Origin of the sequence: Acinetobacter sp. Q85-2 (genome assembly GCF_013420555.1) — a bacterium.
Lineage (GTDB): Bacteria > Pseudomonadota > Gammaproteobacteria > Pseudomonadales > Moraxellaceae > Acinetobacter > Acinetobacter indicus.
Map to the genome: position 1 here is coordinate 1 of NZ_VOXW01000025.1, position 22,949 is coordinate 22,949.

Sequence of the window (22,949 nt, forward strand, 5' to 3'; positions counted from 1 at the left end):
TTTTCATATTGCATCTATTGCCCTTCTTAATTTACTCAGATTCGACTCTTTGGCTTCTGCAGGTAATCTACCCAAACATCTGGAAAGTTTAATGGAGAAATCTAATCGGTATGTTATACCTGAGAGACGGATGAGGAGTTACCCAAGAGTTGTAAAAGGAAAACCTCAAAAATACCCAAGAAAAAGCCAGTCAATCTCTTAACTGACTAGCATTACTCAAACGAGGGCTTTTTTTATAACTGAAATAAAATTAGAAAATAGAAAAACACAAAAACAAAAAAAGCCCTAAAAAGGGCTTTTTTCATCGCAACAAATTAGTTAGCTAAAGCTTTAACTTGCGCGTTCAAGCGGCTCTTATGACGAGCAGCTTTATTTTTATGGATGATGCCTTTATCAGCCATGCGGTCGATTACAGGTACAGCTTTTTTGTAAGCTTCTGAAGCAACAGCATAGTCACCAGCAGCGATAGCAGCTACTGTACGTTTAAGATAGGTACGAACCATAGAACGCAAGCTTGCGTTATGTTTACGTGCTTTAACGTTTTGACGAGCACGTTTTTTAGCTTGAGCAGAGTTTGCCACTCGTGCACTCCTTGAAATAGATTGGTCTGGGCGGGCCGCAATTCAACTGAAAACCACATCAGCAGAATTTCACCAGCCCGTAAACAAGTGCCATATTTTGATTAAACAATGCGTCGAAGTCAAGTCTTGACAAGCTTTGACAACATTTAAGATGCAGAAAAAAATGAAAGAAAACGTTAGATTAGTGTGAGTGCCTGAATATTGGATAAAAAATGACTCAAATCATAAAAAAAGCCATTGTCATTGGATCGACCGGTTTGGTCGGCCGGGCACTGGTTTCTGCCTTAAATGATCATCCTGCCTGTCAGCAGGTTACAGCGGTGGTGCGTCGTCCGGATGCAGCCTTTGAACAGATGGCCAAAGTACAGCCATTGGTGCTGGAAGATTTACTGATGCTGAATGATCAGGATGTCAGCGAGCATAGTCATGGCTTTAGCTGTTTGGGTACCACCCTGAAAAAAGCCGGCTCAAAAGATAACTTTTATGCGACCGACTTTACTATCAATGCCCATTTTGCCGAGCTGTTGCAGCAAACCTCTGCCCATTATCTGCTGGTCAGTGCCTTGGGGGCCAATGCCAGATCGCCATTTTTTTATAATCGGGTCAAAGGTGAACTGGAACAGTACATTCAGAACTTATCTTTAAGCAAAGTTTCACTGCTGCGCCCATCGTTATTGCTAGGCGAGCGTCAGGATGCACGTTTTCTGGAAGATCTGTCACAGCAGCTGTTTCAGCGCTGTTCATCTTTTTTGCCTAAAAATTTTAAACATCGGCCAGTGACAGCCGGGCAGGTGGCTCATACTATGGTCGAGGCTGCCTTAACTCAAACTGAAAAGTTTGAAATTTATGATAATTTACGCATACAACATACAAAATGAGGGAAACACACGTGTCTACAGTCGCTTTCGTTACTTGTGATTTGCTGGATGATAACCCGGATAAACAGCTGCAAGTGGTCACCCCATCAATGGATGGCAAATTTTTCAAAAGCTATGGCGCGCGTAAAAGTTTTGGCGGTCAGGTGGTGACGGTAAAATGCTTTGAAGATAATTCGCGTGTAAAAGAATTACTGGCGACTGAAGGCCGGGGCAAAGTGCTGGTGGTGGATGGTGGTGCGTCAATGCGCTGTGCACTTATGGGCGACCTGATTGCCGAATCTGCAGTAAAAAACAACTGGAATGGTGTGATTATTTACGGTTGTGTACGTGATGTCGATGCCATTGCTGAACTGGATTTAGGCGTACATGCGCTGGCAGCAATTCCACAAAAAAGTAACCGTAAAGGCGTGGGTGAGGTCGATATTCCGCTCAGCTTTGGTGGTGTGAATATTCAGTCGGGTGATTATATTTATGCCGATAATAATGGTATTGTGGTGGCCAAAGAAGCATTGGTGGAGCTGTAATCAACCCGATTCGGCATTCATCTTCTAGAACATAACAAGAACAGGAAGGTCATGATGTTGCATCATCAAATTAAAGTGGTACAGGCATTGGCTTCTGCTTTGACCGAAGGCGGGCGCGGAAGCAATGGCACAGCATTTCCCAAGCAACCTGAGCAGCCGCTCAAGTTGTATGAGTTTGAAGGTTCACCATTTTGTCGACGTGTCCGCGAAGTCATGACCTTGCTGAATCTGGATTATGAAGTCTATCCCTGTCCTAAAGGTGGTAAAAAATACCGTCCGCAGGTCAAGGAATTGGGCGGTAAACTGCAATTTCCATTTCTGGTAGATGAAAATACTGGAGATCATCTCTACGAATCGCAGCAGATTATTCATCATCTGTTTAAACACTATGGCAAAAGCGGGAAAACCCCGCGGCGCTATGCACATTATCCAAAAATTCCCTTTGTGGCCTTTGCTGGTACGCTGCTTAATGGTGCACGCGGGGTCTGGGTCAAGAAAAAGATTAAAAACCGTGCGGCACCAGAGCAACTGCTGGAGCTGTGGGGTTTTGAAGCCAGTCCGTATACGCGCATTGTGCGCAGTACCTTAACCGAGCTGGAATTGCCTTTTATTTTCCATAATGTGGCCAAAGAGCGCTGGCAGGATCAGGGGCTGGCCAAATTACGTTTAAAGCCAGGTAAATATGTACCTTTAAAGGGCGGTAAACGTGAGAAAGTCTTGGCACTGATGGGAGAGAATATTCAGGTGCCTTATCTGGTTGATCCGAATACCGGCGCTCATATGTTTGAATCGGATGATATTGTGCATTATTTGCAGCGCCAGTATGGTTAAAACTCTCAAGTTAAAAGCATCTTCGGATGCTTTTTTGTTTTTATGAAGATATCCGCGTTCAAACGCTGGATCTCCATGCTAAAGCCGATACACTAGGCACAGCGAATTTCAGGATATAACCATATGTTCAATAAAGTGGCGCAACTGTTTAAAAGCAAGCCCTCTCCAGAAGCAGAATTTCTGGCTGAACATCAGATTCAGTTTGATCCGCAACACGGCTATATCGTCGATGGTATTGTGCTGAATGATGCTTTATCGGAGCGGCTGGAGTATTTGTCTAATCGGCGTATGAACCGTTTTGATGACCTGAAAGAACTGTATATTACCGCCATGCTGATCAATGAAAAAATTGATCTGGAAATTGCCACGCAAAGCTTTGTGACGCGTTTGGGCAACACAGAAGAAAACCTGTTGCAGTTTAAAAGTATCGTGAAACGCCTGAATGATTATTATCGTCAGTTTTTGCGTGAGAAAAAGTAAGCTTCAATCCATTTTTCAGCCAGATGCAGTCTCATTTTTTCAGATAGAGATTAAGAAAAATTAACGTAATGGATGGAAATGCTCGTGTTAGTATAAGCCGCATGTTGATTAGACCTAAAAGCTATATACATGTTCCAACACGAAAGCTCCCAACTCAATCTGAAACAATTAAAAACGGGCGAAAAACGCTGGGTGGGCAATTTGCAGGGCTCATCCGCGGCCTTGCTGATCAAGCAGCTGAGTACCCAGCATAAACAGTTATTGATTGTGGTGGCGCGTAACAGCCAGCATCTGGGGCAGTTGGAAAGCGAATTTGAGTTTTACGGTATTCAACCGACCATTTTCCCGGATTGGGAAATTTTACCTTATGACCGTTTATCGCCGCATCAGGATATTGTCTCTGAGCGTCTGGCGATTTTATCGAATATGCCACAGCAGGGCGTGCTGCTGGTGTCGGCTGCAACCCTGGCGCAGCGTGTGGCGCCAACCTCTTGGGTCTTAGGTGAGCATTTTGATATTCAGGTTGGCCAGAAATTTGAACTGGAACAGCAAAAGAAACGCCTGATTCAGGCTGGTTATCATCTGGTCGATACAGTCTATGATCATGGTGAATTTGCGGTGCGCGGCAGTATTATGGATATTTTTGCTTCAGGGCAAGAAGCACCAATCCGGATTGACCTGTTTGATGATGAAATTGAAAGCCTGAAGTTTTTTGATCCGGAAACCCAGCGGACCACCCAAACCATTCAGCAATTTTCAGTACTACCCGCCAAAGAGTTTCCTTTAAAAGAAGGCCGTTCGCTGTTCCGCGATCGTTATGCAGAATTATTCCCAAGTGCAAATCCAAAGAAAAGCCCGGTGTATCAGGATGTGCTCGATGGCATTGCCTCGCCAGGAATAGAGTTCTATTTTCCGTTATTCTTTAGCGCTCAGGCAATGGCTGCCGAAAGTACCTTAATGGCGTACTTACCTGAGAATGGCATTGTCATTACAGATAAAGGGCTGGAAGAAAGTTTAAACAGCTTCTGGCAGGAAGTAAACCGCCGTTATGAAGATCGCCGGCATAATATTGACCAGCCTATTTTACCGCCAGAGCAACTGTTTTTATCATCACAGCAGGTGCTGGGACAGCTGAACCAGTTTGGCCGCATCATCGCCTCGGCAGATCATTTTGCTGAAAAAGCCGGTGTGGTAAATCTGGCCACTGAAGCACCGCCTAAATTGCCGGTCGATCCGAAACGGGAAAAACCATTTAGTCTAGTCAAAGAGTATATTAACGCGGCCAATCATCCGGTGTTGCTGGTCGCAGAAAGTGCCGGTCGCCGTGAAACCTTAAAAGATGCGCTGCGTTCCAGTCTGGGAGAAATCCCAACGGTTGAGAACTTTGCTGAATTCCAGAAATCTTTATATGCCGTTGCCATTACCAACGCCCCTTTAGATCGTGGTCTGGTAATTCAGGGCCAGCTTTCGGTCATTTCGGAAAATCAGCTTTATGAACATCGTGTGGTTCAGCGTCGGCGTAAACGTCAGCAGGAAGTCTCGGAAGAGTTTTTAATTCGCAGTCTGACCGAGCTGAGTATTGGCGCACCAGTGGTACATATTGATCACGGTGTGGGGCGTTATGCCGGACTGGTGACGCTGGAAATTGATCAGCAGGATCATGAATTCTTGCAGCTTGACTATGCCGATGGCGCTAAAGTTTATGTGCCGGTGACCAATTTGCATTTAATTAGCCGCTATAGTGGTGGCGATCCGGATTTGGCGCCGCTACATAAACTTGGCACTGATGCCTGGAACAAGGCCAAGCGTAAAGCCTTGGAGCAGATTCACGATGTCGCAGCCGAATTGCTGCATATACAGGCACGCCGTCAGTCCAAACCGGGCTATGCCTTTGAGCTGGATGAAAAACTGTATATGCAGTTTGCGTCCGGGTTTGCCTATGAAGAAACCCTGGATCAGGCCAATGCTATTGAAGCAACCTTATATGATATGCAGCAGGCAAAACCGATGGACCGTCTGGTCTGTGGGGATGTTGGCTTTGGTAAAACCGAAGTGGCCATGCGTGCCGCCTTTGTCGCCGTGCAAAATAATAAACAGGTAGCGGTCTTGGTACCGACCACCTTGCTGGCACAGCAGCATTATGAATCCTTTAAAGACCGTTTTGCCGACTGGCCGGTGCGTATTGAAGTCCTGTCGCGTTTTGGTTCATCCAAAACCCATACTAAAATCATTGAAGATTTGGCCGAAGGCAAAGTCGATATTGTGATTGGTACCCATAAAATTTTGCAGGAAAATGTCCAGTTCAAACAGCTGGGCCTGATGATTGTCGATGAAGAACACCGTTTCGGTGTGCGCGATAAAGAGCGGATTAAAGCCTTGCGCGCCGATGTCGATATGCTGACCTTAACGGCAACCCCCATTCCACGTACCTTGAATATGGCCTTTAGTGGTATGCGCGATTTATCCATCATTGCCACACCACCTGCGCGTCGTTTAGCCGTAAAAACCTTTGTGCAGGAACAGACTGGTGATTCAGTCAAAGAAGCGATTTTGCGTGAATTGCTGCGTGGCGGTCAGGTGTATTTCCTGCATAATGAAGTCGATACCATTGAACGTGCAGCAGAAAATATCCGCCAGCTGGTGCCGGAAGCACGGGTAGCAGTCGCACATGGCCAGATGCGTGAGCGTGAACTGGAGCAGGTGATGCAGCAGTTCTATCATAAAGAATATAATGTGCTGGTCTGTTCCACCATTATTGAAACCGGGATTGATGTCCCGAATGCCAATACCATTTTAATTGAACGCGCCGACAAGCTCGGCCTGGCGCAATTACACCAGCTACGCGGCCGGGTCGGACGTTCGCACCATCAGGCTTATGCCTATTTGCTGGTGCCGTCGATTAAAGGCTTAAAAGGTGATGCTGAAAAACGTCTGGATGCGATTCAGCGTGCATCGACCTTGGGTGCCGGTTTTATGCTGGCCACCGAAGATCTGGAAATTCGTGGTGCCGGTGAACTTCTCGGGGAACAGCAAAGCGGTTCGATGCAGGCCATTGGTTATAGCCTGTATATGGAAATGCTGGAAAAAGCCACTAAAGCCATTCAAAAAGGCAAAACCCCAAATTTCGATGCGCCGTTGTCGTTAACAGCGGAAATCAACCTGCACATGCCAGCCTTGATTCCGGATGAGTATCTGGGCGATGTGCATCAGCGTTTATTGTTCTATAAACGCATCAGTAATACCGATACTCAGGAAAAACTCGACAACATCCGTATGGAACTGATTGACCGTTTTGGTATTCCGCCACAACCGGTAAAACAGCTATTTGCCGTGCATCAGCTGCGTCTGAAAGCCGAGCAGCTCGGTATTACCAAAATTGATGTGGGTGCCAATGGTGGCAATATCGAGTTTTCACCAGATACCCCGGTGCAGGCAATCAGCATTATCCAGATGATGCAGAAACATCCGACCTATTTCCGGATGGATGGCGGACAGCGTTTAAAAGTCATGGTGCTGCTGGATGAACATCAAAAACGGATTCAGTTTATTTCCGATTTGCTGGAGCAACTGCTGCGTGAGCTGCCAGCCTGAGTTAGCGCTCAGTCCTGATGCAATTCCTGCTGTTTATTTAATCGCTGACTGCGCAAAGAAGTCTTGATTATTTAAGGAAATTTATTGAAGATAGGGGATTGCTCTGGCTGGCTGCAAATAGTGTGTTATTTGTGGTGAAACGGCCGTTATAGAATATTCACGTCCTTTGGGATGTGATAGTATTAGCCATCATTCTAATTTGCGTCATTTATAAAGATATGTTTAGTTTGCATCCACAACTTGCTCAAGATACTTTTTTTGTAGGCGACTTTCCCCTGTCAACATGTCGTTTAATGAATGATATGCAATTTCCTTGGCTCATTCTTATTCCACGTGTGCCGGGCATTACCGAACTCTATGAATTAAGCCAGGCCGACCAGGAACAGTTCCTGCGTGAATCGAGCTGGTTATCTAGCCAACTGTCACGTGTATTCCGTGCCGATAAAATGAATGTCGCTGCACTGGGTAACATGGTGCCACAATTACATTTCCATCATGTGGTGCGTTATCAAAATGATGTGGCATGGCCAAAACCGGTCTGGGGAACACCAGCAGTACCGTATAACAATGAAGTGCTGAACCATATGCGCCAAACGCTAATGTTGGCACTACGCGGTCAGGGCGATATGCCATTTGACTGGCGAATGGACTGATATTCGTGTTTGCATCATGCAGGGATGTATGGTGTGACCAGATCCGCTAAGGAGAGTAGAGTACGGTGTCACTAGGTTATTGGATGGATCGAGATCCTACACAATTTGATTACCTGCATCGGGTTATGGGCTATGCCAGTTTATCGCTGATCCTGATTGTCTATCATTACACCTATCCAGACACCCAGTACCAAATTTATATTCCGGTTTTATTGGCATTTTTGCTGTTTATTACCCCGAAACTGTCGCGCTGGCTACAATCTAAATATAACTATCAGATTAAAAGAAATATCTTATTTATTATAGATATTATGATTGTGGCCATCTGTCTGTCGGCCGTGCATTTAAATCTGGTCCTGACCTTTGCGGCTATTTTTGCCTTGCTGTATACCGCCATTAACGTCAAAGTGTCGTTCTTTTTGGTGTCGCTGGCGGCTTTATTTGCAGCGTCGGTATTCTATCTGTGCAATATTTTCGTATTTGGCTTTGGTGAATATTTTGAATACACCACCAATGAGCTGACCATTCTGGCCTTCCTGTGCATGATCGTGTATTTCGGGATGGGCAGTGTTTATCAGACCCGCCGGATTCGTGCCTCTAACCATAAGCGTGAACATTATTATCAGCAAATGAACCGCTATATGGAGTTTGCCAACCAGTTGAGCCGTTATGCGCCGCTTCAGCTCTGGCACTCGATCATGAAAGGCGAGTCAGAAGCCAAAATTGAATATAAACGTAAAAAACTCACCATCTTCTTTTCCGATATTCAGGGCTTTACCGAGCTGTCTGAAACCCTGATTCCAGACGATTTAGCCTACCTGCTGAATGATTATTTGAGTCATATGACTGAAATTGCCAAGCAGTATGAAGCCACCGTCGATAAGTTTATGGGGGATGCCATCCTGATTTTCTTTGGTGATCCAAGCAGTCAGGGTGTAGAAAATGATGCCAAGACCTGCGTTGAAATGGCCATTGCCATGCGCCAGCAAATGAAACTGCTGCGTGAACGCTGGATTAAAATGGGCTATCCGCCGTTACATATCCGCATGGGCATCAGTACCGGTTATTGCCACGTGGGTAACTATGGTGCGGCGCATCGGATGGCCTATACCATTGTCGGCCGCGATGCCAATCTGGCAGCGCGTTTGCAAAGCGCAGCCGAAGTTGATGAAATCCTGCTGTCAGATGATACCTATCAACTGGTGAAAAATGATTATCTGTGTGCGCCGAAAGCGCCAATTTTCCTGAAAGGTATTCAGGGTCCGGTGAAAACCTGGCAGGTCATGGAAAAATATGCGGCCAGAAAATCCGATTATCAGCGCTGGTTTGACTATGAATACAAAGGTTTTCATCTGTTGCTGAATCTGGATGAAGTGCAAAACTTTGAATATCCGGAACTGATTGGTGTGCTGGAAAAAATGATTAAACGGATTCAGACCCAGCAAAAACTGACCAACTCGCAGGGTATTGTGAAATTAAAACTGGAAGATGAAGTGATTGAAGAAGTCGAGGTTAATCGACCAGATCGGGAATTTCATTAAATTATAAAGATAGATGATCTGCTTGATCGAAGATTGTTGAGTGTTCTATCAAGTCAAAAAAACCACGCCGGAGCGTGGTTTTTCTGTTTTAAGTCTTAGTGATTTTCAGAAGCATGGTTAATGGTGTATTTTGGAATTTCAACTTCCAGATCTTCATCAACCACCTGTACCTGACAAGATAAACGTGAATCAGGTTCTAGACCCCAAGCACGATCTAACAGATCAGCTTCGACATCATTCATTTCTTCCAGGCTGTCAAAACCGCGGCGTACCACCACGTGACAGGTGGTGCAGGCACATGACATATCGCAGGCATGTTCAATTTTAATGCCGTTTTTTAACAGGCTTTCGCACAGGTTGGCATTTTGTTCAACTTCAAACTCAGCACCTTCTGGGCAGAATTGCGCATGTGGAAGTACTTTAATACGTGGCATAGTCTTTACCTTAAATTAGTTTGAGTTTGACCAGTCGTCGAGCTTGGTGCCTTTAAGAGCAGCATCAATATGCTGGTTCATGCGAAGCGCAGCAAAAGCATCACTGTGTATTTTAAGCTGTTCAACAGCCTGTTCAATAGCCTGAATATCGGTTGTTTCAAGCTGGCTGTACAAATGGGTTTTCGCACTATTCAATGCGTCCAGTTGCTCTGCGCTCAATAGCTGTGCATCAACTTTTAGTGCCTGCTCCAGAGCTTCCAGTTCACGCTGTGCTTCGACCTTGGTTTCCTGTAAATGACGCAGGTGTTTGTCTTCTTCTGCGTATTTGAAACCGTCAAGCAGTAAACGTTCGGTATCTTCGCTCGATAAACCATAAGACGGTTTAATGTCGATATGCGCGGAAACGCCAGAAGTCGTTTCTTTGGCAGAAACACTAAGCAGGCCATCGGCATCAACCTGGAAGGTGACTTCAATACGCGCCTGACCGGCAGTCATTGGTGGGATACCATGCAGGACAAAACGGCCTAAACTACGGCAATGCTCAACCAGATCACGTTCACCTTGCACCACATGAATCAGCATGGCGGTTTGTCCATCCTGATAAGTGGTGAATTCCTGACGACGCGCAACTGGAATTGCAGTATTACGTGAAATTAAACGTTCGACCAGACCGCCCATGGTTTCCAGACCTAAAGACAGTGGGGTGACGTCTAACAGCAATGAGCCGTCTTTGGTATTGCCAATCAGCTGATTGGCTGTAATAGAGGCGCCAATCGCAACCACTTCATCCGGGTTGATGGTGCACAGCGGTTCTTGGTTAAACACTTCGCGAACAGCTTTTTGCACCGCATAGGAGCGGGTAGAACCGCCAACCAGTACCACGTTTTGAATATCGGTCAGTTCCAGTTTGGCATCGCGCAGCACGCGTTTGCAGACGCTAATGGTCTTGTCTAACGCCACCTGAATAATGCTTTCAAAAGTTGCACGATCCAGTGTCAGTGTTTGATCGAGTAGTTGCAGTTCTACTGATTTCGCATCCGATAGCGCTTCTTTGGCCTTACGCGCTGCAACGACAAAGTGGGCATATTCGGTGTCATTTAATGTGTCAATATTCAGCTGTTTTTTCGCCCATTTGACAATTAAACGATCTAGATCATCACCACCTAATGCAGTGTGACCACCGGTCGCCAGTACTTCAAATACGCCTTGCGAGAAGCGTAAAATTGATACGTCAAAGGTACCGCCGCCTAAGTCATAAATCACATAGTTGCGATCGGTGCTTAAATTGCTGTCCTGATCCAGACCATAGGCCACTGCAGCAGCAGTCGGTTCATTAAGTAAGCGCAGCACATTCAGGCCAGCCAGTTGAGCTGCATCACGTGTGGCTTGACGCTGAGCTTCATCAAAATAGGCCGGAACAGTAATTACTGCGCCATTGACCGGATTTTTCAGGCTGTCTTCAGCACGGTCTTTCAGCTGTTTTAAAATTTCAGCCGAGATTTCTACCGGTGTTTTACGACCTTGTGCAGTTTCAAAAGCCGGCATTTCATTGGCTTCACCCACTAAATCGTAAGGGTGCTGAAACTTGATGTCTGCCTTGGAGCGACCCATAAATCGTTTCACTGAAACAATGGTATTTTTCGGATCGCTGGTGATAAACGGTTTGGCATCGTTGCCATATTGCGTGGCATTTTCGGCATAATGAACAATTGAGGGAAGTAACACACGACCTTGTTCATCATGAAGGACTTTGGCTTGCGCCGAAAGAACAGTGGCCACCAGTGAATGTGTGGTGCCTAAATCAATTCCAATCGCAATGCGATGTTCATGCGGTGCGCTTGATTGTCCTGGTTCTGCAATTTGCAAGAGCGCCATTGTGTTACATCCTTTGCACGTTAATTTGAAAAAATAAAATTAAAAATCGTCATCTAAGTCAAAGCTGTCATCGTCGAGGAAACGATCTTCAGCCTTGTCAATATCGGTCATGACTTTCTGGAAGAAACGCAATTTACGTACTGTATCGCGTGCTTCGCCCCAGTCTTCATCTGCATAATCAATTTTAAATTCGCGAACCAGACCATCAATCCATTGCTGGACTTCGGTTTTCAGGGAAGCCAGTTCATCGGCAGAGCGGGCATCATCCAGCTGCTCACGAATTTCCAAGGCAGACTGTAAAAACTCGAAATCACTGATCGACTGATCCAGATGATAATCCTGTTTTTTTAAGCTCAGTAAATAACCTGCGCGGCTGTCAACCTGAGATAAAACTTTATACGCCTGGTTGATTTCGCTGGACTGAATCAGGGCCTGGTCTTTATCTTCGGCTTTATCGGGGTGATATTGTTGCTGTAACTTTAAAAATTCTGCTTTTAAAGTAGCCAAATCAATATCGAGTGCTACAGGCAGGTTAAACAGCTCAAAATGATTCATGGGAGAGATAATCCGCGATTGATTGCAAAAAAGGACTGCATAAATGCGATTAAAACAGTGTACAAGACACTGTTTTAATCTGCAAAAGAAGGGAAGGTCGGGAGTTAAACCGTGAAGGATTCACCACAACCACATTCACCTTTTTTATTCGGGTTATTGAATTCGAAGCCTTCATTCAAGCCGTTTTTGACATAGTCCATCTCTAAACCTTCAAGATAGACCAAACTTTTCGGGTCAACGAATACTTTTACACCGTGCTGTTCAAATACCTGATCGTATGTATTGACGTCATCAACAAACTCAAGCACATAGGCCAGACCCGAACAGCCGGAAGTTTTCACGCCAACGCGAATACCTTCACCCTTACCGCGATTCTTTAAGTAATTGCTGATATGAGTTGCAGCATTTTCAGTTAAATGGATCATGAAAACTCCGTTAATCTGTCTTTAAAACGAGAAACAATTAAGCTTTTTGCTGTTTGGTACGATAGTCTTCAACAGCCGCTTTAATCGCGTCTTCTGCAAGTACAGAGCAGTGTACTTTAACTGGTGGTAAAGCCAGTTCGTTTGCAATATCAATGTTTTTGATGGCTTGAGCTTCGTCCAAAGTTTTACCTTTTAACCACTCAGTTACTAGTGAGCTTGATGCAATTGCCGAACCACAACCATAGGTTTTAAAGCGTGCTTCTTCAATTACACCGTCGTTATTCACTTGAATCTGTAAACGCATCACGTCGCCACATGCTGGTGCACCGACCATGCCTGTACCTACGTTGTCTGCATTTTTGTCTAAAACACCAACGTTGCGTGGGTTTTCGTAATGATCAATTACTTTTTCGCTATATGCCATTTTGCTTCTCCAAACCTCGGGGTCAGCGTTAATATTAATATGGGGTCAATATTCGTTTTATCAATGAGATGAAGCTGAATAAAGCCTCATCTCAGAGTCGAATTAGTGTTCCGCCCACTCAACTGTAGAAAGGTCGATACCTTCCTTATACATATCCCAAAGCGGAGAAAGTTCACGTAATTTCTCAACAGCAGCTTTGGTAATTGATAACACATGATCAATATCTTCTTCAGTGGTGTATTTGCCAAAACTGAAGCGAATTGAACTGTGCGCAAGCTCGTCAGACAGACCTAGCGCACGCAGTACATAAGATGGCTCAAGCGTTGCAGACGTACATGCAGAACCTGAAGATACTGCTGCATCTTTAAGCGCCATCATTAACGATTCACCTTCAACAAAGTTGAAGCTGACGTTTAAGTAGTTGGCTACGTTTTGAGTCGGGTGACCGTTCAGGAACACTTGTTCAAGGTCTTGCAGACCATTCCAGAGTTTGTCACGTAACACGCGTAAACGGGTTTGTTCAGCTTCCAGGTTTTTACCTGCCAGCTCAAATGCTTCGCCCATACCCACGATTTGATGGGTCGCCAGCGTACCAGAACGCATACCGCGCTCATGACCGCCACCGTGCATTTGCGCTTTCAGACGCACACGCGGGCTACGGCGTACAAATAAGGCACCAATGCCTTTAGGACCATAGATTTTGTGTGCAGAGAAACTCATTAAATCAACTTTTAAGGTTGAAAGATCAATCTCGACTTTACCCGCAGCCTGTGCAGCATCAACGTGGAAGAAGATTTTGTTGGCACGGGTAATTTCACCAATTGCAGCAACGTCAGTCACGGTACCAATTTCGTTGTTCACCATCATCAGGGAAACAAGAATAGTATCTGGACGAATTGCGTCTTGAACCATTTCCGGGGTAATTAAACCGGTTTGTGGTTGTGGCTCAAGATAGGTAATTTCGAAGCCTTCAGACTCAAGCTCGCGGCAGGTATCTAAAATTGCTTTGTGTTCAATTTTAGAGGTAATGATGTGCTTGCCTTTAGATGCATAGAATTGAGCCACACCTTTTAGGGCAAGGTTGTCAGATTCAGTTGCGCCTGAAGTCCAGACAATTTCACGTGGGTCAGCTTTGATCAAGTTCGCAACTTGTTCACGTGCATATTCCACTTTTTCTTCTGCTTGCCAGCCATAGGCATGTGAACGCGATGCTGCATTACCGAAGGTGCCTTCGAAAGTTAAGCATTCCATCATACGTTCTGCAACTTGAGGGTCTACAGGAGTTGTTGCTGCATAGTCAAGATAGATCGGACGTTTCATGTCAAATACCTGTAACCGATAAAAGGGCTGAATCAAAAGATGCTGAATTTTGGCGAATTGCAACGGCTTGAACGTTGTCACGAGCTACAAGGTCAGCAAGGGTGATTTTTGCAAGATAATCGGCAATATGGTGGGAGAGTTCTTGCCATAAATCATGGGTTAAGCACATTGCACCATTCTGGCAGTTGCCTTTATGGTCACAACGGGTGGCATCAACCGTTTCATTTACAGCTTCAATGATTTCTAATACGGTGATTGTATCGGCACTGCGCGCCAGGTGATAACCACCATTGGCTCCACGAATACTGGAAACCAGGCCGTGACGCTTTAATTTCGCAAATAACTGCTCAAGGTAAGCGACAGAAATAGATTGTCGAGCTGCAATTTCTGCAAGAGTGATCGTTTGTTCAGTTGGCTGCAAAGCTAGATCAAGTAGAGCAGTCACTGCGTAGCGACCGCGAGTGGTTAAGCGCATGATTCGATACACATGGTTGGACTAGATGTGTAGATTCTATGAATCCTGACTAAAATAGTCAAGTTTTTTTATTATTCGGATATTCGATTCAATCACAGGGAAATTAAGGATTTAAACGATCCATAAATTATACACTAATAACGCAATTAATAGCAGAGTAATTAGACTAAAAGCCAGATTAATTCGCTTTTGGTTGCGCTGCATGCGACGAATGCGGTTTTTATACTGTTTAACTTCTACCTGCAGGGTATTAATGGTCGAGCGTTGCAGGTCAATTTTCTCTAATAACGGGGCAATCCGGCGTTTAGAGGTTTCCAGTTCCTGCTCTTGTTCAGGATCGGCCAGCCATTGACGCCAGTCCGAAAGTACTTTAGGGATACTGAATAAGGTCAGCAGGTCGCGGAATTCATCTTTTAAGGTCGGGTCGCCTTCAATGCGCATGGCACGAATACTGCGGCGATTTCCCAAGACAAAAATTTTAATCAAATCCAGCAGGGTGGTGCGGACATCTAACTCGACGGCTTTTTCAGGTGCTTTCTGGTCAAACAGAATACCGTGTTCACTAAACTGCACATAAAAGTCGAAATACGGAATATAGCTGTTAATTTTGACCGCAATTTTCTGGTCTACAAATTTTTTGGCCTGAAGTGCAACAACACGATCATATTTCAAGATAAAGCTAAAGATTGTTTCCAGAACAATCATCACCATCGTCAGCAACAAATGTGATTCATTTTGTCTTTGTTGCGATTCATTCATACAATTTAGTCCCTAACCAGATCGAGTCGTGCATATCCAAGCAGTGCATTACCAGGAAGTAATACATAATATTCTTGCTTTGTAGAACAGTTTAACAAAACGTTCAAGTGCTTAATTTGCTATTATAAGAGCATTTTGTTGGTTTATGATATTGAATGGTATACAAAATAAGCAGGAGAAATGCGAATGGATGAAGCAGCAGTAGAATCGCCAGAACCACAAAACGAAAATGAAAAAGCGTCTAAAAACAAAGCAAGAGTACGTTCTGGGCGTAAATCGGCGCTAGATTTTCGCAAATATACCAAACAGATCTGGCTGGCCGGCTTAGGCGCATTTTCCCGTGCTGAAGAAGAAGGCAATAAATTATTTGACTCACTGGTCAAGGTGGGGGAAGAACTGGAATCCAAAACCACCGAAATTGCCGATCAAACCGTAGAAAAAGTTTCTGAAAAGGCCAAAGAATCGGTGGTCGATACCAAAGATAAGGTCGAACGGATGATTGACCATAGTGTTCATCATTCCTTGAACCGTATAGGGCTGGTAACCGTGAAAGATATCCAGCATTTAGAGCAGCTGGTGCTGCAACTGCACAGCAAAGTCGATGCTTTAATTGAAGAAAATAAGCAATTAAAAGAACAACTCCTGAAAAAGTGAAAATCTCGACAGCTTTGGCATTTTTTGGCAGATTTTTGCAACTTATTTTGTATAAATGCGTCTGGAGAGTATTGCTTTTACCCTCAAAGCATTGCTATAAAGGCATTACGGTAACTTAAACGAAATCTTTGGACCTTAAATAAACGATATTAAGAGGACGTAATCTTCATGAATAAATCAGAATTAATTGATGCAATTGCAGAGAAAGGGGGATTGTCTAAGACTGACGCTGGTAAGGCTTTAGACGCTACAATTGCTTCAATCACTGAAGCGCTGAAAGCAGGCGACACAGTGACTTTAGTGGGCTTCGGTACTTTCAATGTGAAAGAACGTGCTGCTCGTACAGGCCGTAACCCACAAACTGGTGAAACACTTGAGATTAAAGCAAGCAAAGTACCTAGCTTCAAAGCGGGTAAAGGTTTAAAAGATTCTGTAGCTTGATCTTTTAAGCAGTATTAAACGCGCCTCCTGGCGCGTTTTTTATTAATAATCAGAGTTTCGGGTTTTAATACATTCATTCGCTGAGGGTTTTCGGTTAAAATCCTGCACAAGTAAAATATTGGAATACTTATGGAATCTTTTCGTAATGTTATTAAGGGCTGGTTGGGCAAGGTTTTGCTCGTTCTGTTTCTGATCCCTTTAGCACTTGTAGGTATTGAAGGATATTTTAGTGGCGGCAATTCTGCCGACTCGGCAAAATTAGTAAATGGGCAACAGGTTTCCAAACAGGAATTAGAAGCCTTAACCAACTCATTAAAACAACAATATCTCAGCTATACACAGGGCGATGAGACCTTGTTGAATCAGGCGTATATTGAAAATAAAGCACTCGATACTCTGATTGCACGTACCTTGCTGTTACAACAGACGGAACATTTGGGTATTTCTTTAAGCGATGCGCAAATTGAGCAGATGATCGCCCAGCAACCAAGCTTTCAGGAAAATGGCCAGTTTTCTGAAGCACTGTATGCCAATTACCTGCGTTCAGTGGGCATGAGCAGTCAGGCTTTAATCCAGAACCTGCGTCAGGATCATGCCTTGAAAATGCTTAGCGCGAGCTTTATGGATCATGCCTTAGTGAGCGAGCTGGATATCCAGCAGATTGCCAATTTACAAACCGAACAGCGTACCTTGCATTTATCCAGCATTAAACTGGATGAATATAAGAAAAATATTCAGGTTTCAGCGCAAGAAATCAGTGATTATTACAATAAACATTCGACCCTGTTTAAGCAGGTCGCCAATGTTGATGTCGACTTTATTGTTCTGACGCCAGCACATATTTCCGCGACTGAAGCTGCAATCACCGATGCAGAATTGCAACAGGCCTATGACAAGTTTGTTGAAGCCCAGCAAAAAAATGCAGCGCGTGAGGTTAAACATATTTTAATTACCACCGATGCACGTGATGATGCAGCTGCCAAAAAACTGGCAGATCAGGTGTATGCTGAAATCCAGCAGGGCACCAGCTTTGCCGCTGCTGCTCAGAAATACTCAGAAGACCCGGAATCTAAAGACAAGGGTGGCTTATTTGAGGCTTATGACGTGGGTGCCTTTGGCAATGGCTTTGATCAGGCAGTCACCAGTCTGAAATCAGGTCAGATTTCTCAGCCGGTGAAAACCCAATATGGTTATCATCTAATTCAGGTTGAAACCGATGCAGTTCAGGTGCCTTCTTTTGAAGCGGAAAAAGCCCGTTTAACTGCAGAACTGAAAAAGACCAAACAGCAAAATGCCTTCTCGGATACGGTAAATAGCCTGAATGAGATGGTGGTGGGTAGTGATGCGCTGGATGTGGTATCTCAGGAAGTCAAAGGCACCAAGGTTGAATCGGTAAAAGGCTTTAGTCTGGCCTCTCAGCATCCAGTATTATCTGATCCAAGTGTGAAGGTGAAACTGTTTAATGATGATGTGAAAAACGGCGATCGTAACGCTTCAAGTAACATTCAAATGGCCAATGGTAATGTGGTTTGGGTGAAAGTACGTGAGTATCATGCTGCGGGTGTGCAAACCCTGGCTGAAGCAACACCACGTGTACGTGCCAAACTGATTGAAGAAAAAGCCTTTAATGCAGCCAAAGCCAAAATCCAGAAATCACTGGATGAGTTCAAGACGCAACCGGCTGCAGAAGTCTTGGCTCAGCAGCAAATCCGTTTTGAAGATGCTGGTGTATTTACCCGTGCTGAAGGTCGTTTAAAGCGTGAAATTGAGCGTGCTGCATTTAGCTTGATGCCACCGAAGCAAGGGATGTGGTCTGTGACCACGGCAGCTTTGCCAAATGAACTGGTGGTCGTGGCAGTATCGAATGTGAACCGTACCACTTCAAATGCTTTAACGCCTGAACAGTTACAGGAGCTGGCCAAGTTGTATCAACAGCTGCGCGCCCAGCAAGAACTGGATGACTATACCCAGTATCTGAAAGCTAAAGCAGATATTGAATAAGTCTGACTGCATAATAAAAAACCGGCGCAAACGCCGGTTTTTTTATTGTGCTTATATTTTGGTGAAAAGTTTATTCAGTACGGATAATCAGTTCATAGCCGGTATATTTACGGATATTAATTACGCCAGTATCTAAAATTAAATATTGTCCTTTAATCCCGAAAAGTTTGCCGCGAATCACCGGGGTCTTATCCAGATTATGCGATTTAATTTTTTCAGGATACTGTTCCACCGGATAAATAAACTCACGTGGACGTTCCTGCTCCATCAATTCCAGCGTTTCATTAAACTCAAGATTCTGGTTAAATTCTTCACGAATAGTGCTGATTTTAGGTGCAAATTCTTCAATCAGCTGGTCACGGGTCGCAATTAAATCGACCGGTTCAGCTTCACCTTTGAGCAGTTTGCGCCAGTCAGTTTTATCGGCAATTTGTGAGCCAAACATGATTTCCAGCTGGCCAGATAAACGACGAGAGCCGACTTTCATAATCGGTAAGGCCTGAGTTGCGCCCTGATCCAGCCAGCGTGTTGGCATTTGGCCAATACGGGTAATTCCGACCTTTAAGCCACTGGAGTTGGCTAGGTACACCACATGCGGTTGGAAGCAGACAGATCGTGCAAATTCTTCTTCGCGGCAAGTGCCTAAATGATAATGACAGGTTTCCGGTTTCATAATACACATGTCACAGGACGCTTTGGTTTTAAAGCATTTAAAGCAGTGACCTTGTGAATAGGATTTTGGAGTTTTGCTGCCGCAAGAAACACAGTAAATATTGCCGGTCCATTCAATTTCTATTTCTTGACCCAAGCGAAAAGGCAGTTCGATTTCTGAGCGATCCAGAATAAATTTATATTCAACATTTGCCCGGTGTGTCTGTTGATCAGTTACACTAAGGTCCTTTAGACCTGCATGCATTTTATGGCAAATGCCTTGTAGTTCCATAAAAAATACTCACTTTCATCATAAGGAATGCAGTCATGGCTGAGATGAATGTCATCACTTCTATGCTAGACGATTTAACCCAGGAGCAGCCAGTTTCTACTGCATTGTGTATTGGTCAACATCTTGAACAATACGATCATCATCAGACAATTCAATGGCAATATTTTAACGTAACTACGCTTTTAAATCTGCCTTTTACCCAGCGTTTTGATTTGGCTTTTGTACTACTCGATACTGAAGAAATGGCAGATTTGAGCAGCGCGCAGAAATCGCAGCTTTTGGTGAAACTGCGTGATTTGCTGGCCAAACGTATGGTGGTGGTGACTAAACGTCAAGATGAACCTTTATTACGTGCCTTGGGCTTTACCCAACTGATGGATAAAAGCCAGCCGCAGCATGACCTAATGTTGTGGCAATTTAATATTTTGACCTATAAGCATGTACCGGACTGGTTTAATTCCAAATTCTGGGCTAACCCGGAAAACTGGGATAAATATCGCTGGTAATGCTCAGCTTTTCTGCGGTTTTTGCAAAAACATAACAATTTCGGATGTTTCAAATGAATGAAGCATCGTATGCTGAGTGAATGTCATTAAAGGAAGAAATAAAAATCATGACAAACTTAAGCAATATTGTGGAAATTTTGGCGAAACAGGCCTTAGGTTCAAATTCCAATCAGCAGCAATCCCAACAAAGTGGTGGGCTAGGCGGTATTCTCGGTTCAGTTCTAGGTCAACTTGGAAATAATCACCAGCAGAGTGGGCAAAGCCAGCAAGGCGGTTTGGGTGGGATTTTAGGCTCTGTGCTGGGCCAATTCGGTGGTTCCAGTCAGGGGCTAGGTGGTAGTTCTAAAACTTCTCTTCTGGTTGCGGTATTGCCTTTGGTGCTGGCCTGGATTCAAAAGCAGGGTGGTTTGCAAGGTGCACTGGACAAATTAAAAGGTCAGGGCCTAAGCAGCCAGGTGGATGACTGGGTTTCGACCGGGCCGGGCGAGAATGCCAGTGTGAATCCGCAGGAAGTCCAGAATCTGTTTGATGATGAAGAAGTGGAACAGGTAGCGCAGCAAACCCATGCCCCTAAACAGGATATTTATGGCGCAATTTCACAGGTGTTGCCACAGATTATTGACTCTTTAACTCCACAGGGTGAGCAGACCAGTAAAACTGAAGCCAATAATGATATTCAGAATGTGCTGAATATGGTGTCAGGTTTCTTGAAAAGATAAGCCTGTTTATATAATGAAGCCAACCTGAGGTTGGCTTTTTAAATCCATAAATCTGGATATAAAAAACACGCCGAAGCGTGTTTTTTTTGCTTTTTAGGTAGAGGTTAGACTTAGAAGTCGTAACGGAAACCTAGAGAAAGACCGAATGCATCTTCACCACGTGTACCACCTACGCTATTTGAGCGTCCTTGAGACCATGGAGTCAGATTTGAGTTTTCATCATTCAGTACAGTAGCCAAGTTACCATATACACGTACTGCTTTGTCTAGGCGATGTTCAAGACCCACTGCAAGAAGAGTTGCATTTGCATCATCTGCATCTACATCACGGTGGAACACTTGACCACGTAAATAAGTTTTTGGTGCAAATTTATAGTCAGCAGCTACACCAAATACTTGGGCATCTGGGTTTGCAACATCGTTATCATGCGTTAAATATTGGTATAAACCACCGAAGTTTAATTCAGGTGTGATTTTATATGCAGCTGCAACACGGAAACCATCACGTTCGCCACGGCCTGCATCTTCTTCGTAGTGTTCATACGCAGCAGCAAAATCAACCGGACCTTCTTTATAAGTTAAAGCAAGATCGTAGGCTTTGTCTTTTTTGGTGTCGCCTTTTTGTGCGATGATAACATCTTGTTCTACACCATTCTCATCTTCAACAGTCTCTACAATTGTGCTTGGGTATCCTGCACTATTACCTTCATGTAAAGAAAGAGCAGCTAAAACGTTAAAGCCACCACCAAATTTTGGTGATTTATATTCAATTGTATTGGCATTACGTTCATCAAAACGTAAGTTACCTGCACGTGTTACGTTACGGATATCACCTAATTGGTCACCAAAGAAGTTGACTGGACCGCGAGCAACTTTAAACGGGCTGTCAAAGCGACCTACACGTGCCTGACCAAAATCACCTTTTAAACCAACGAAAGTATCACGTGTAGCAAACTCTAAATCATCGTTTGCTGAACCGCTAGCGAAGTTAATTTCTTGTTCGATTTGACCAAAAACAGTCATGCCGTTTTCTAATTTTTGTTCAGCTTTGAAGCCTAAACGAGAAGAGTTTGAAGATAGTCCAACTTCGTTGTAGTCTGCACCATCATCAAGATAGTCTAAAGATACGTGTGCACGACCATATACTTTTACATCAGCAGCCATAGCTAATGCTGGTGTAAATAAGGTTGCCCCAACTGCTAATGCGCAAAGCGTTTTTTTCATGTGTAGCTCCAATACAGACTATTGTTTTTAGTCCTAAACATTGTTCAGAAGTAGGATTGATCTACCCCCGTTCTCTATTGGTGCTAAGTATTCCTTACAAATGCGACAGTAATATTAAGGAAATATTTCAAAAATATTAAAAAGTACAAATCAGATCAAAAACTTACTTTTAATAGCATTGTTATAAAAAGATAAATTTCCAAATCAGGAAAAATTTTAAAATGAATCACTTAATTGCAAGCGAATTGACACCTTAGTGTCATAAAAATAGGTTTAGCAGAAGTTCTGCTTAAAAAAATGGAGCAGCCGCTCCATTCATTTTTACATTTCACCGGGGAAAATATTTTAAAGCACTGCCTTAATCTTTTCAGCCAGTTGCATGATTTTTTCCTGGTCACCCATCTGCGCAGCATGTTTGCCGAGTTGATGTACCGAGGTAGGAATGAGGTGGAAATGAACATGCGGTACAGTTTGTCCCGCAGCAGCGCCAGACAGCTGCATCAATACAATTCCATCTAGTCCTAAGGCTTTTTCCATGGCTTTGGCAACTTTCTGCACCACCTGAATGGTGTAGGCTGCGACTTGTGGATCTAAGTCGAGCAGGGTAACCGCAGGTGATTTCGGGATGACCAGTGTATGACCATCTGCCTGAGGCATGATGTCCATAAACGCAAGAACCTGCTCATCTTCATAGACTTTAATTGCAGGCAGTTCTCCACGCAGGATTCTTGCAAAAATATTTTGATCATCGTAAGCCATGATATTTCCTTTAATCAATGCATTGAATTATTTACAGTTCAATTCTTTCTGACGTGCCTTGATTTCGTCAAGTCGTTGTTGCTCTCTTTCAGAAAATTTTGGCTTGGTGGTATAGCAGTTGTCATTGCCAAACTTGGCTTTGGCTTCAGGATCTTTAAAGCAGAAGCCTTTTGATGCATAAATTACATCATGATCATTTTTCAGCTTTTGACATTCCTGTGCTGAAGCAAAAGCAGTGGTATTTGCCCCAATGAATGTTGCAAGACTGGTCAATAATGCAACAGTGAGCTTATTCATACGAGTTTCCTCTGTAATAACATTGTGGGTAAGCATCTACTCACAATATTAGGTTTTATT

General features: G+C 44.0%; 25 protein-coding genes and 1 pseudogene. 13 read left to right on the plus strand and 13 right to left on the minus strand.

What is annotated here, in order from left to right; genetic code table 11:
* A pseudogene (locus FTT68_RS13990) lies at positions 1–202 on the plus strand (DDE transposase); the annotation flags it as partial.
* A 112-nt stretch (positions 203–314) separates the two neighbouring features.
* Here the strand turns inward: FTT68_RS13990 and rpsT are convergent.
* Positions 315–581 carry a 30S ribosomal protein S20 gene (rpsT, locus tag FTT68_RS12155; protein ID WP_104499671.1) on the minus strand — a complete coding sequence of 89 codons (267 nt, stop codon included), beginning with the start codon at positions 579–581 and terminating at the stop codon, positions 315–317.
* Positions 582–793: 212 nt separating this feature from the next.
* Between rpsT and FTT68_RS12160 the strand changes: the two genes are divergently transcribed.
* The 7 genes from FTT68_RS12160 to FTT68_RS12190 all read left to right on the plus strand — a co-directional run bounded on the left by FTT68_RS12160 (position 794) and on the right by FTT68_RS12190 (position 9,079).
* Entirely contained in the window at positions 794–1,459 is a 666-nt protein-coding gene (locus tag FTT68_RS12160; RefSeq protein WP_075167976.1) for an NAD(P)H-binding protein, read from the plus strand.
* Between the two features lie 11 nt (positions 1,460–1,470).
* Entirely contained in the window at positions 1,471–1,983 is a 513-nt protein-coding gene (gene rraA, locus FTT68_RS12165; protein WP_005178481.1) for a ribonuclease E activity regulator RraA, read from the plus strand.
* 54 nt (positions 1,984–2,037) lie between these two features.
* Positions 2,038–2,814, plus strand: a complete 777-nt coding sequence (locus tag FTT68_RS12170) for a glutathione S-transferase N-terminal domain-containing protein (RefSeq protein WP_034597779.1) — start codon at positions 2,038–2,040, stop codon at positions 2,812–2,814.
* 123 nt (positions 2,815–2,937) lie between these two features.
* Positions 2,938–3,294, plus strand: coding sequence for a hypothetical protein (locus tag FTT68_RS12175; protein WP_180175399.1), 357 nt, complete (start codon positions 2,938–2,940; stop codon positions 3,292–3,294).
* Positions 3,295–3,423: 129 nt separating this feature from the next.
* Positions 3,424–6,885, plus strand: a complete 3,462-nt coding sequence (gene mfd, locus FTT68_RS12180; protein WP_075174539.1) for a transcription-repair coupling factor — start codon at positions 3,424–3,426, stop codon at positions 6,883–6,885.
* A gap of 218 nt (positions 6,886–7,103) precedes the next feature.
* Positions 7,104–7,538: an HIT domain-containing protein gene (locus FTT68_RS12185; RefSeq protein ID WP_005178471.1), complete on the plus strand. Its 435-nt coding sequence runs from the start codon at positions 7,104–7,106 to the stop codon at positions 7,536–7,538.
* A gap of 83 nt (positions 7,539–7,621) precedes the next feature.
* A complete protein-coding gene (locus tag FTT68_RS12190) occupies positions 7,622–9,079 on the plus strand; it encodes an adenylate/guanylate cyclase domain-containing protein (RefSeq protein WP_171525163.1) in 1,458 nt (485 codons plus the stop codon).
* A gap of 95 nt (positions 9,080–9,174) precedes the next feature.
* Here FTT68_RS12190 and fdx read toward each other — a convergent pair whose 3' ends face one another.
* From fdx to FTT68_RS12230, 8 genes are all read right to left on the minus strand, one after another.
* Positions 9,175–9,513, minus strand: a complete 339-nt coding sequence (gene fdx, locus FTT68_RS12195) for an ISC system 2Fe-2S type ferredoxin (RefSeq protein WP_005178469.1) — start codon at positions 9,511–9,513, stop codon at positions 9,175–9,177.
* Positions 9,514–9,528: 15 nt separating this feature from the next.
* Positions 9,529–11,388 carry a Fe-S protein assembly chaperone HscA gene (gene hscA, locus FTT68_RS12200; RefSeq protein WP_168398037.1) on the minus strand — a complete coding sequence of 620 codons (1,860 nt, stop codon included), beginning with the start codon at positions 11,386–11,388 and terminating at the stop codon, positions 9,529–9,531.
* 39 nt (positions 11,389–11,427) lie between these two features.
* On the minus strand, positions 11,428–11,943 hold the full coding sequence (hscB, locus tag FTT68_RS12205) for a Fe-S protein assembly co-chaperone HscB (RefSeq protein WP_016659013.1): 516 nt from the start codon (positions 11,941–11,943) through the stop codon (positions 11,428–11,430).
* Positions 11,944–12,047: 104 nt separating this feature from the next.
* Positions 12,048–12,368 carry an iron-sulfur cluster assembly protein IscA gene (iscA, locus tag FTT68_RS12210; RefSeq protein WP_180175400.1) on the minus strand — a complete coding sequence of 107 codons (321 nt, stop codon included), beginning with the start codon at positions 12,366–12,368 and terminating at the stop codon, positions 12,048–12,050.
* Positions 12,369–12,405: 37 nt separating this feature from the next.
* Positions 12,406–12,792, minus strand: a complete 387-nt coding sequence (iscU, locus tag FTT68_RS12215) for a Fe-S cluster assembly scaffold IscU (RefSeq protein ID WP_005178460.1) — start codon at positions 12,790–12,792, stop codon at positions 12,406–12,408.
* A 102-nt stretch (positions 12,793–12,894) separates the two neighbouring features.
* On the minus strand, positions 12,895–14,112 hold the full coding sequence (locus FTT68_RS12220) for an IscS subfamily cysteine desulfurase (RefSeq protein ID WP_005178458.1): 1,218 nt from the start codon (positions 14,110–14,112) through the stop codon (positions 12,895–12,897).
* 1 nt (position 14,113) lies between these two features.
* Positions 14,114–14,587: an Rrf2 family transcriptional regulator gene (locus tag FTT68_RS12225; protein WP_005178455.1), complete on the minus strand. Its 474-nt coding sequence runs from the start codon at positions 14,585–14,587 to the stop codon at positions 14,114–14,116.
* Between the two features lie 111 nt (positions 14,588–14,698).
* Complete coding sequence (locus FTT68_RS12230) at positions 14,699–15,346, minus strand: hypothetical protein (RefSeq protein WP_180175401.1); 648 nt, start codon at positions 15,344–15,346, stop codon at positions 14,699–14,701.
* Positions 15,347–15,532: 186 nt separating this feature from the next.
* On the opposite strand from FTT68_RS12230, the gene FTT68_RS12235 reads away from it, so the two are divergent.
* From FTT68_RS12235 to FTT68_RS12245, 3 genes are all read left to right on the plus strand, one after another.
* Positions 15,533–16,000, plus strand: a complete 468-nt coding sequence (locus FTT68_RS12235; protein ID WP_005178447.1) for a phasin family protein — start codon at positions 15,533–15,535, stop codon at positions 15,998–16,000.
* 168 nt (positions 16,001–16,168) lie between these two features.
* Positions 16,169–16,441 carry an HU family DNA-binding protein gene (locus FTT68_RS12240; protein WP_005178445.1) on the plus strand — a complete coding sequence of 91 codons (273 nt, stop codon included), beginning with the start codon at positions 16,169–16,171 and terminating at the stop codon, positions 16,439–16,441.
* Between the two features lie 129 nt (positions 16,442–16,570).
* Complete coding sequence (locus tag FTT68_RS12245) at positions 16,571–18,442, plus strand: SurA N-terminal domain-containing protein (RefSeq protein ID WP_180175402.1); 1,872 nt, start codon at positions 16,571–16,573, stop codon at positions 18,440–18,442.
* A 70-nt stretch (positions 18,443–18,512) separates the two neighbouring features.
* Here FTT68_RS12245 and FTT68_RS12250 read toward each other — a convergent pair whose 3' ends face one another.
* Positions 18,513–19,385, minus strand: coding sequence for a DUF2797 domain-containing protein (locus tag FTT68_RS12250; protein WP_075174536.1), 873 nt, complete (start codon positions 19,383–19,385; stop codon positions 18,513–18,515).
* 35 nt (positions 19,386–19,420) lie between these two features.
* Here FTT68_RS12250 and FTT68_RS12255 point away from each other — a divergent pair, with 35 nt between their 5' ends.
* A complete protein-coding gene (locus FTT68_RS12255; RefSeq protein WP_005178437.1) occupies positions 19,421–19,891 on the plus strand; it encodes a DUF6231 family protein in 471 nt (156 codons plus the stop codon).
* A 107-nt stretch (positions 19,892–19,998) separates the two neighbouring features.
* A complete protein-coding gene (locus FTT68_RS12260) occupies positions 19,999–20,610 on the plus strand; it encodes a YidB family protein (RefSeq protein ID WP_104498959.1) in 612 nt (203 codons plus the stop codon).
* 110 nt (positions 20,611–20,720) lie between these two features.
* On the opposite strand, the gene FTT68_RS12265 is transcribed toward FTT68_RS12260, so the two are convergent.
* The 3 genes from FTT68_RS12265 to FTT68_RS12275 all read right to left on the minus strand — a co-directional run bounded on the left by FTT68_RS12265 (position 20,721) and on the right by FTT68_RS12275 (position 22,889).
* Positions 20,721–21,833 carry a porin gene (locus FTT68_RS12265; protein WP_180057535.1) on the minus strand — a complete coding sequence of 371 codons (1,113 nt, stop codon included), beginning with the start codon at positions 21,831–21,833 and terminating at the stop codon, positions 20,721–20,723.
* 345 nt (positions 21,834–22,178) lie between these two features.
* The gene (locus FTT68_RS12270; protein WP_005178433.1) at positions 22,179–22,592 is read right to left on the minus strand and encodes an HIT family protein; all 414 of its coding nucleotides are present in this window, start codon (positions 22,590–22,592) and stop codon (positions 22,179–22,181) included.
* 27 nt (positions 22,593–22,619) lie between these two features.
* Positions 22,620–22,889: a YARHG domain-containing protein gene (locus tag FTT68_RS12275; RefSeq protein ID WP_045795400.1), complete on the minus strand. Its 270-nt coding sequence runs from the start codon at positions 22,887–22,889 to the stop codon at positions 22,620–22,622.
* Positions 22,890–22,949 lie beyond the last annotated feature (60 nt).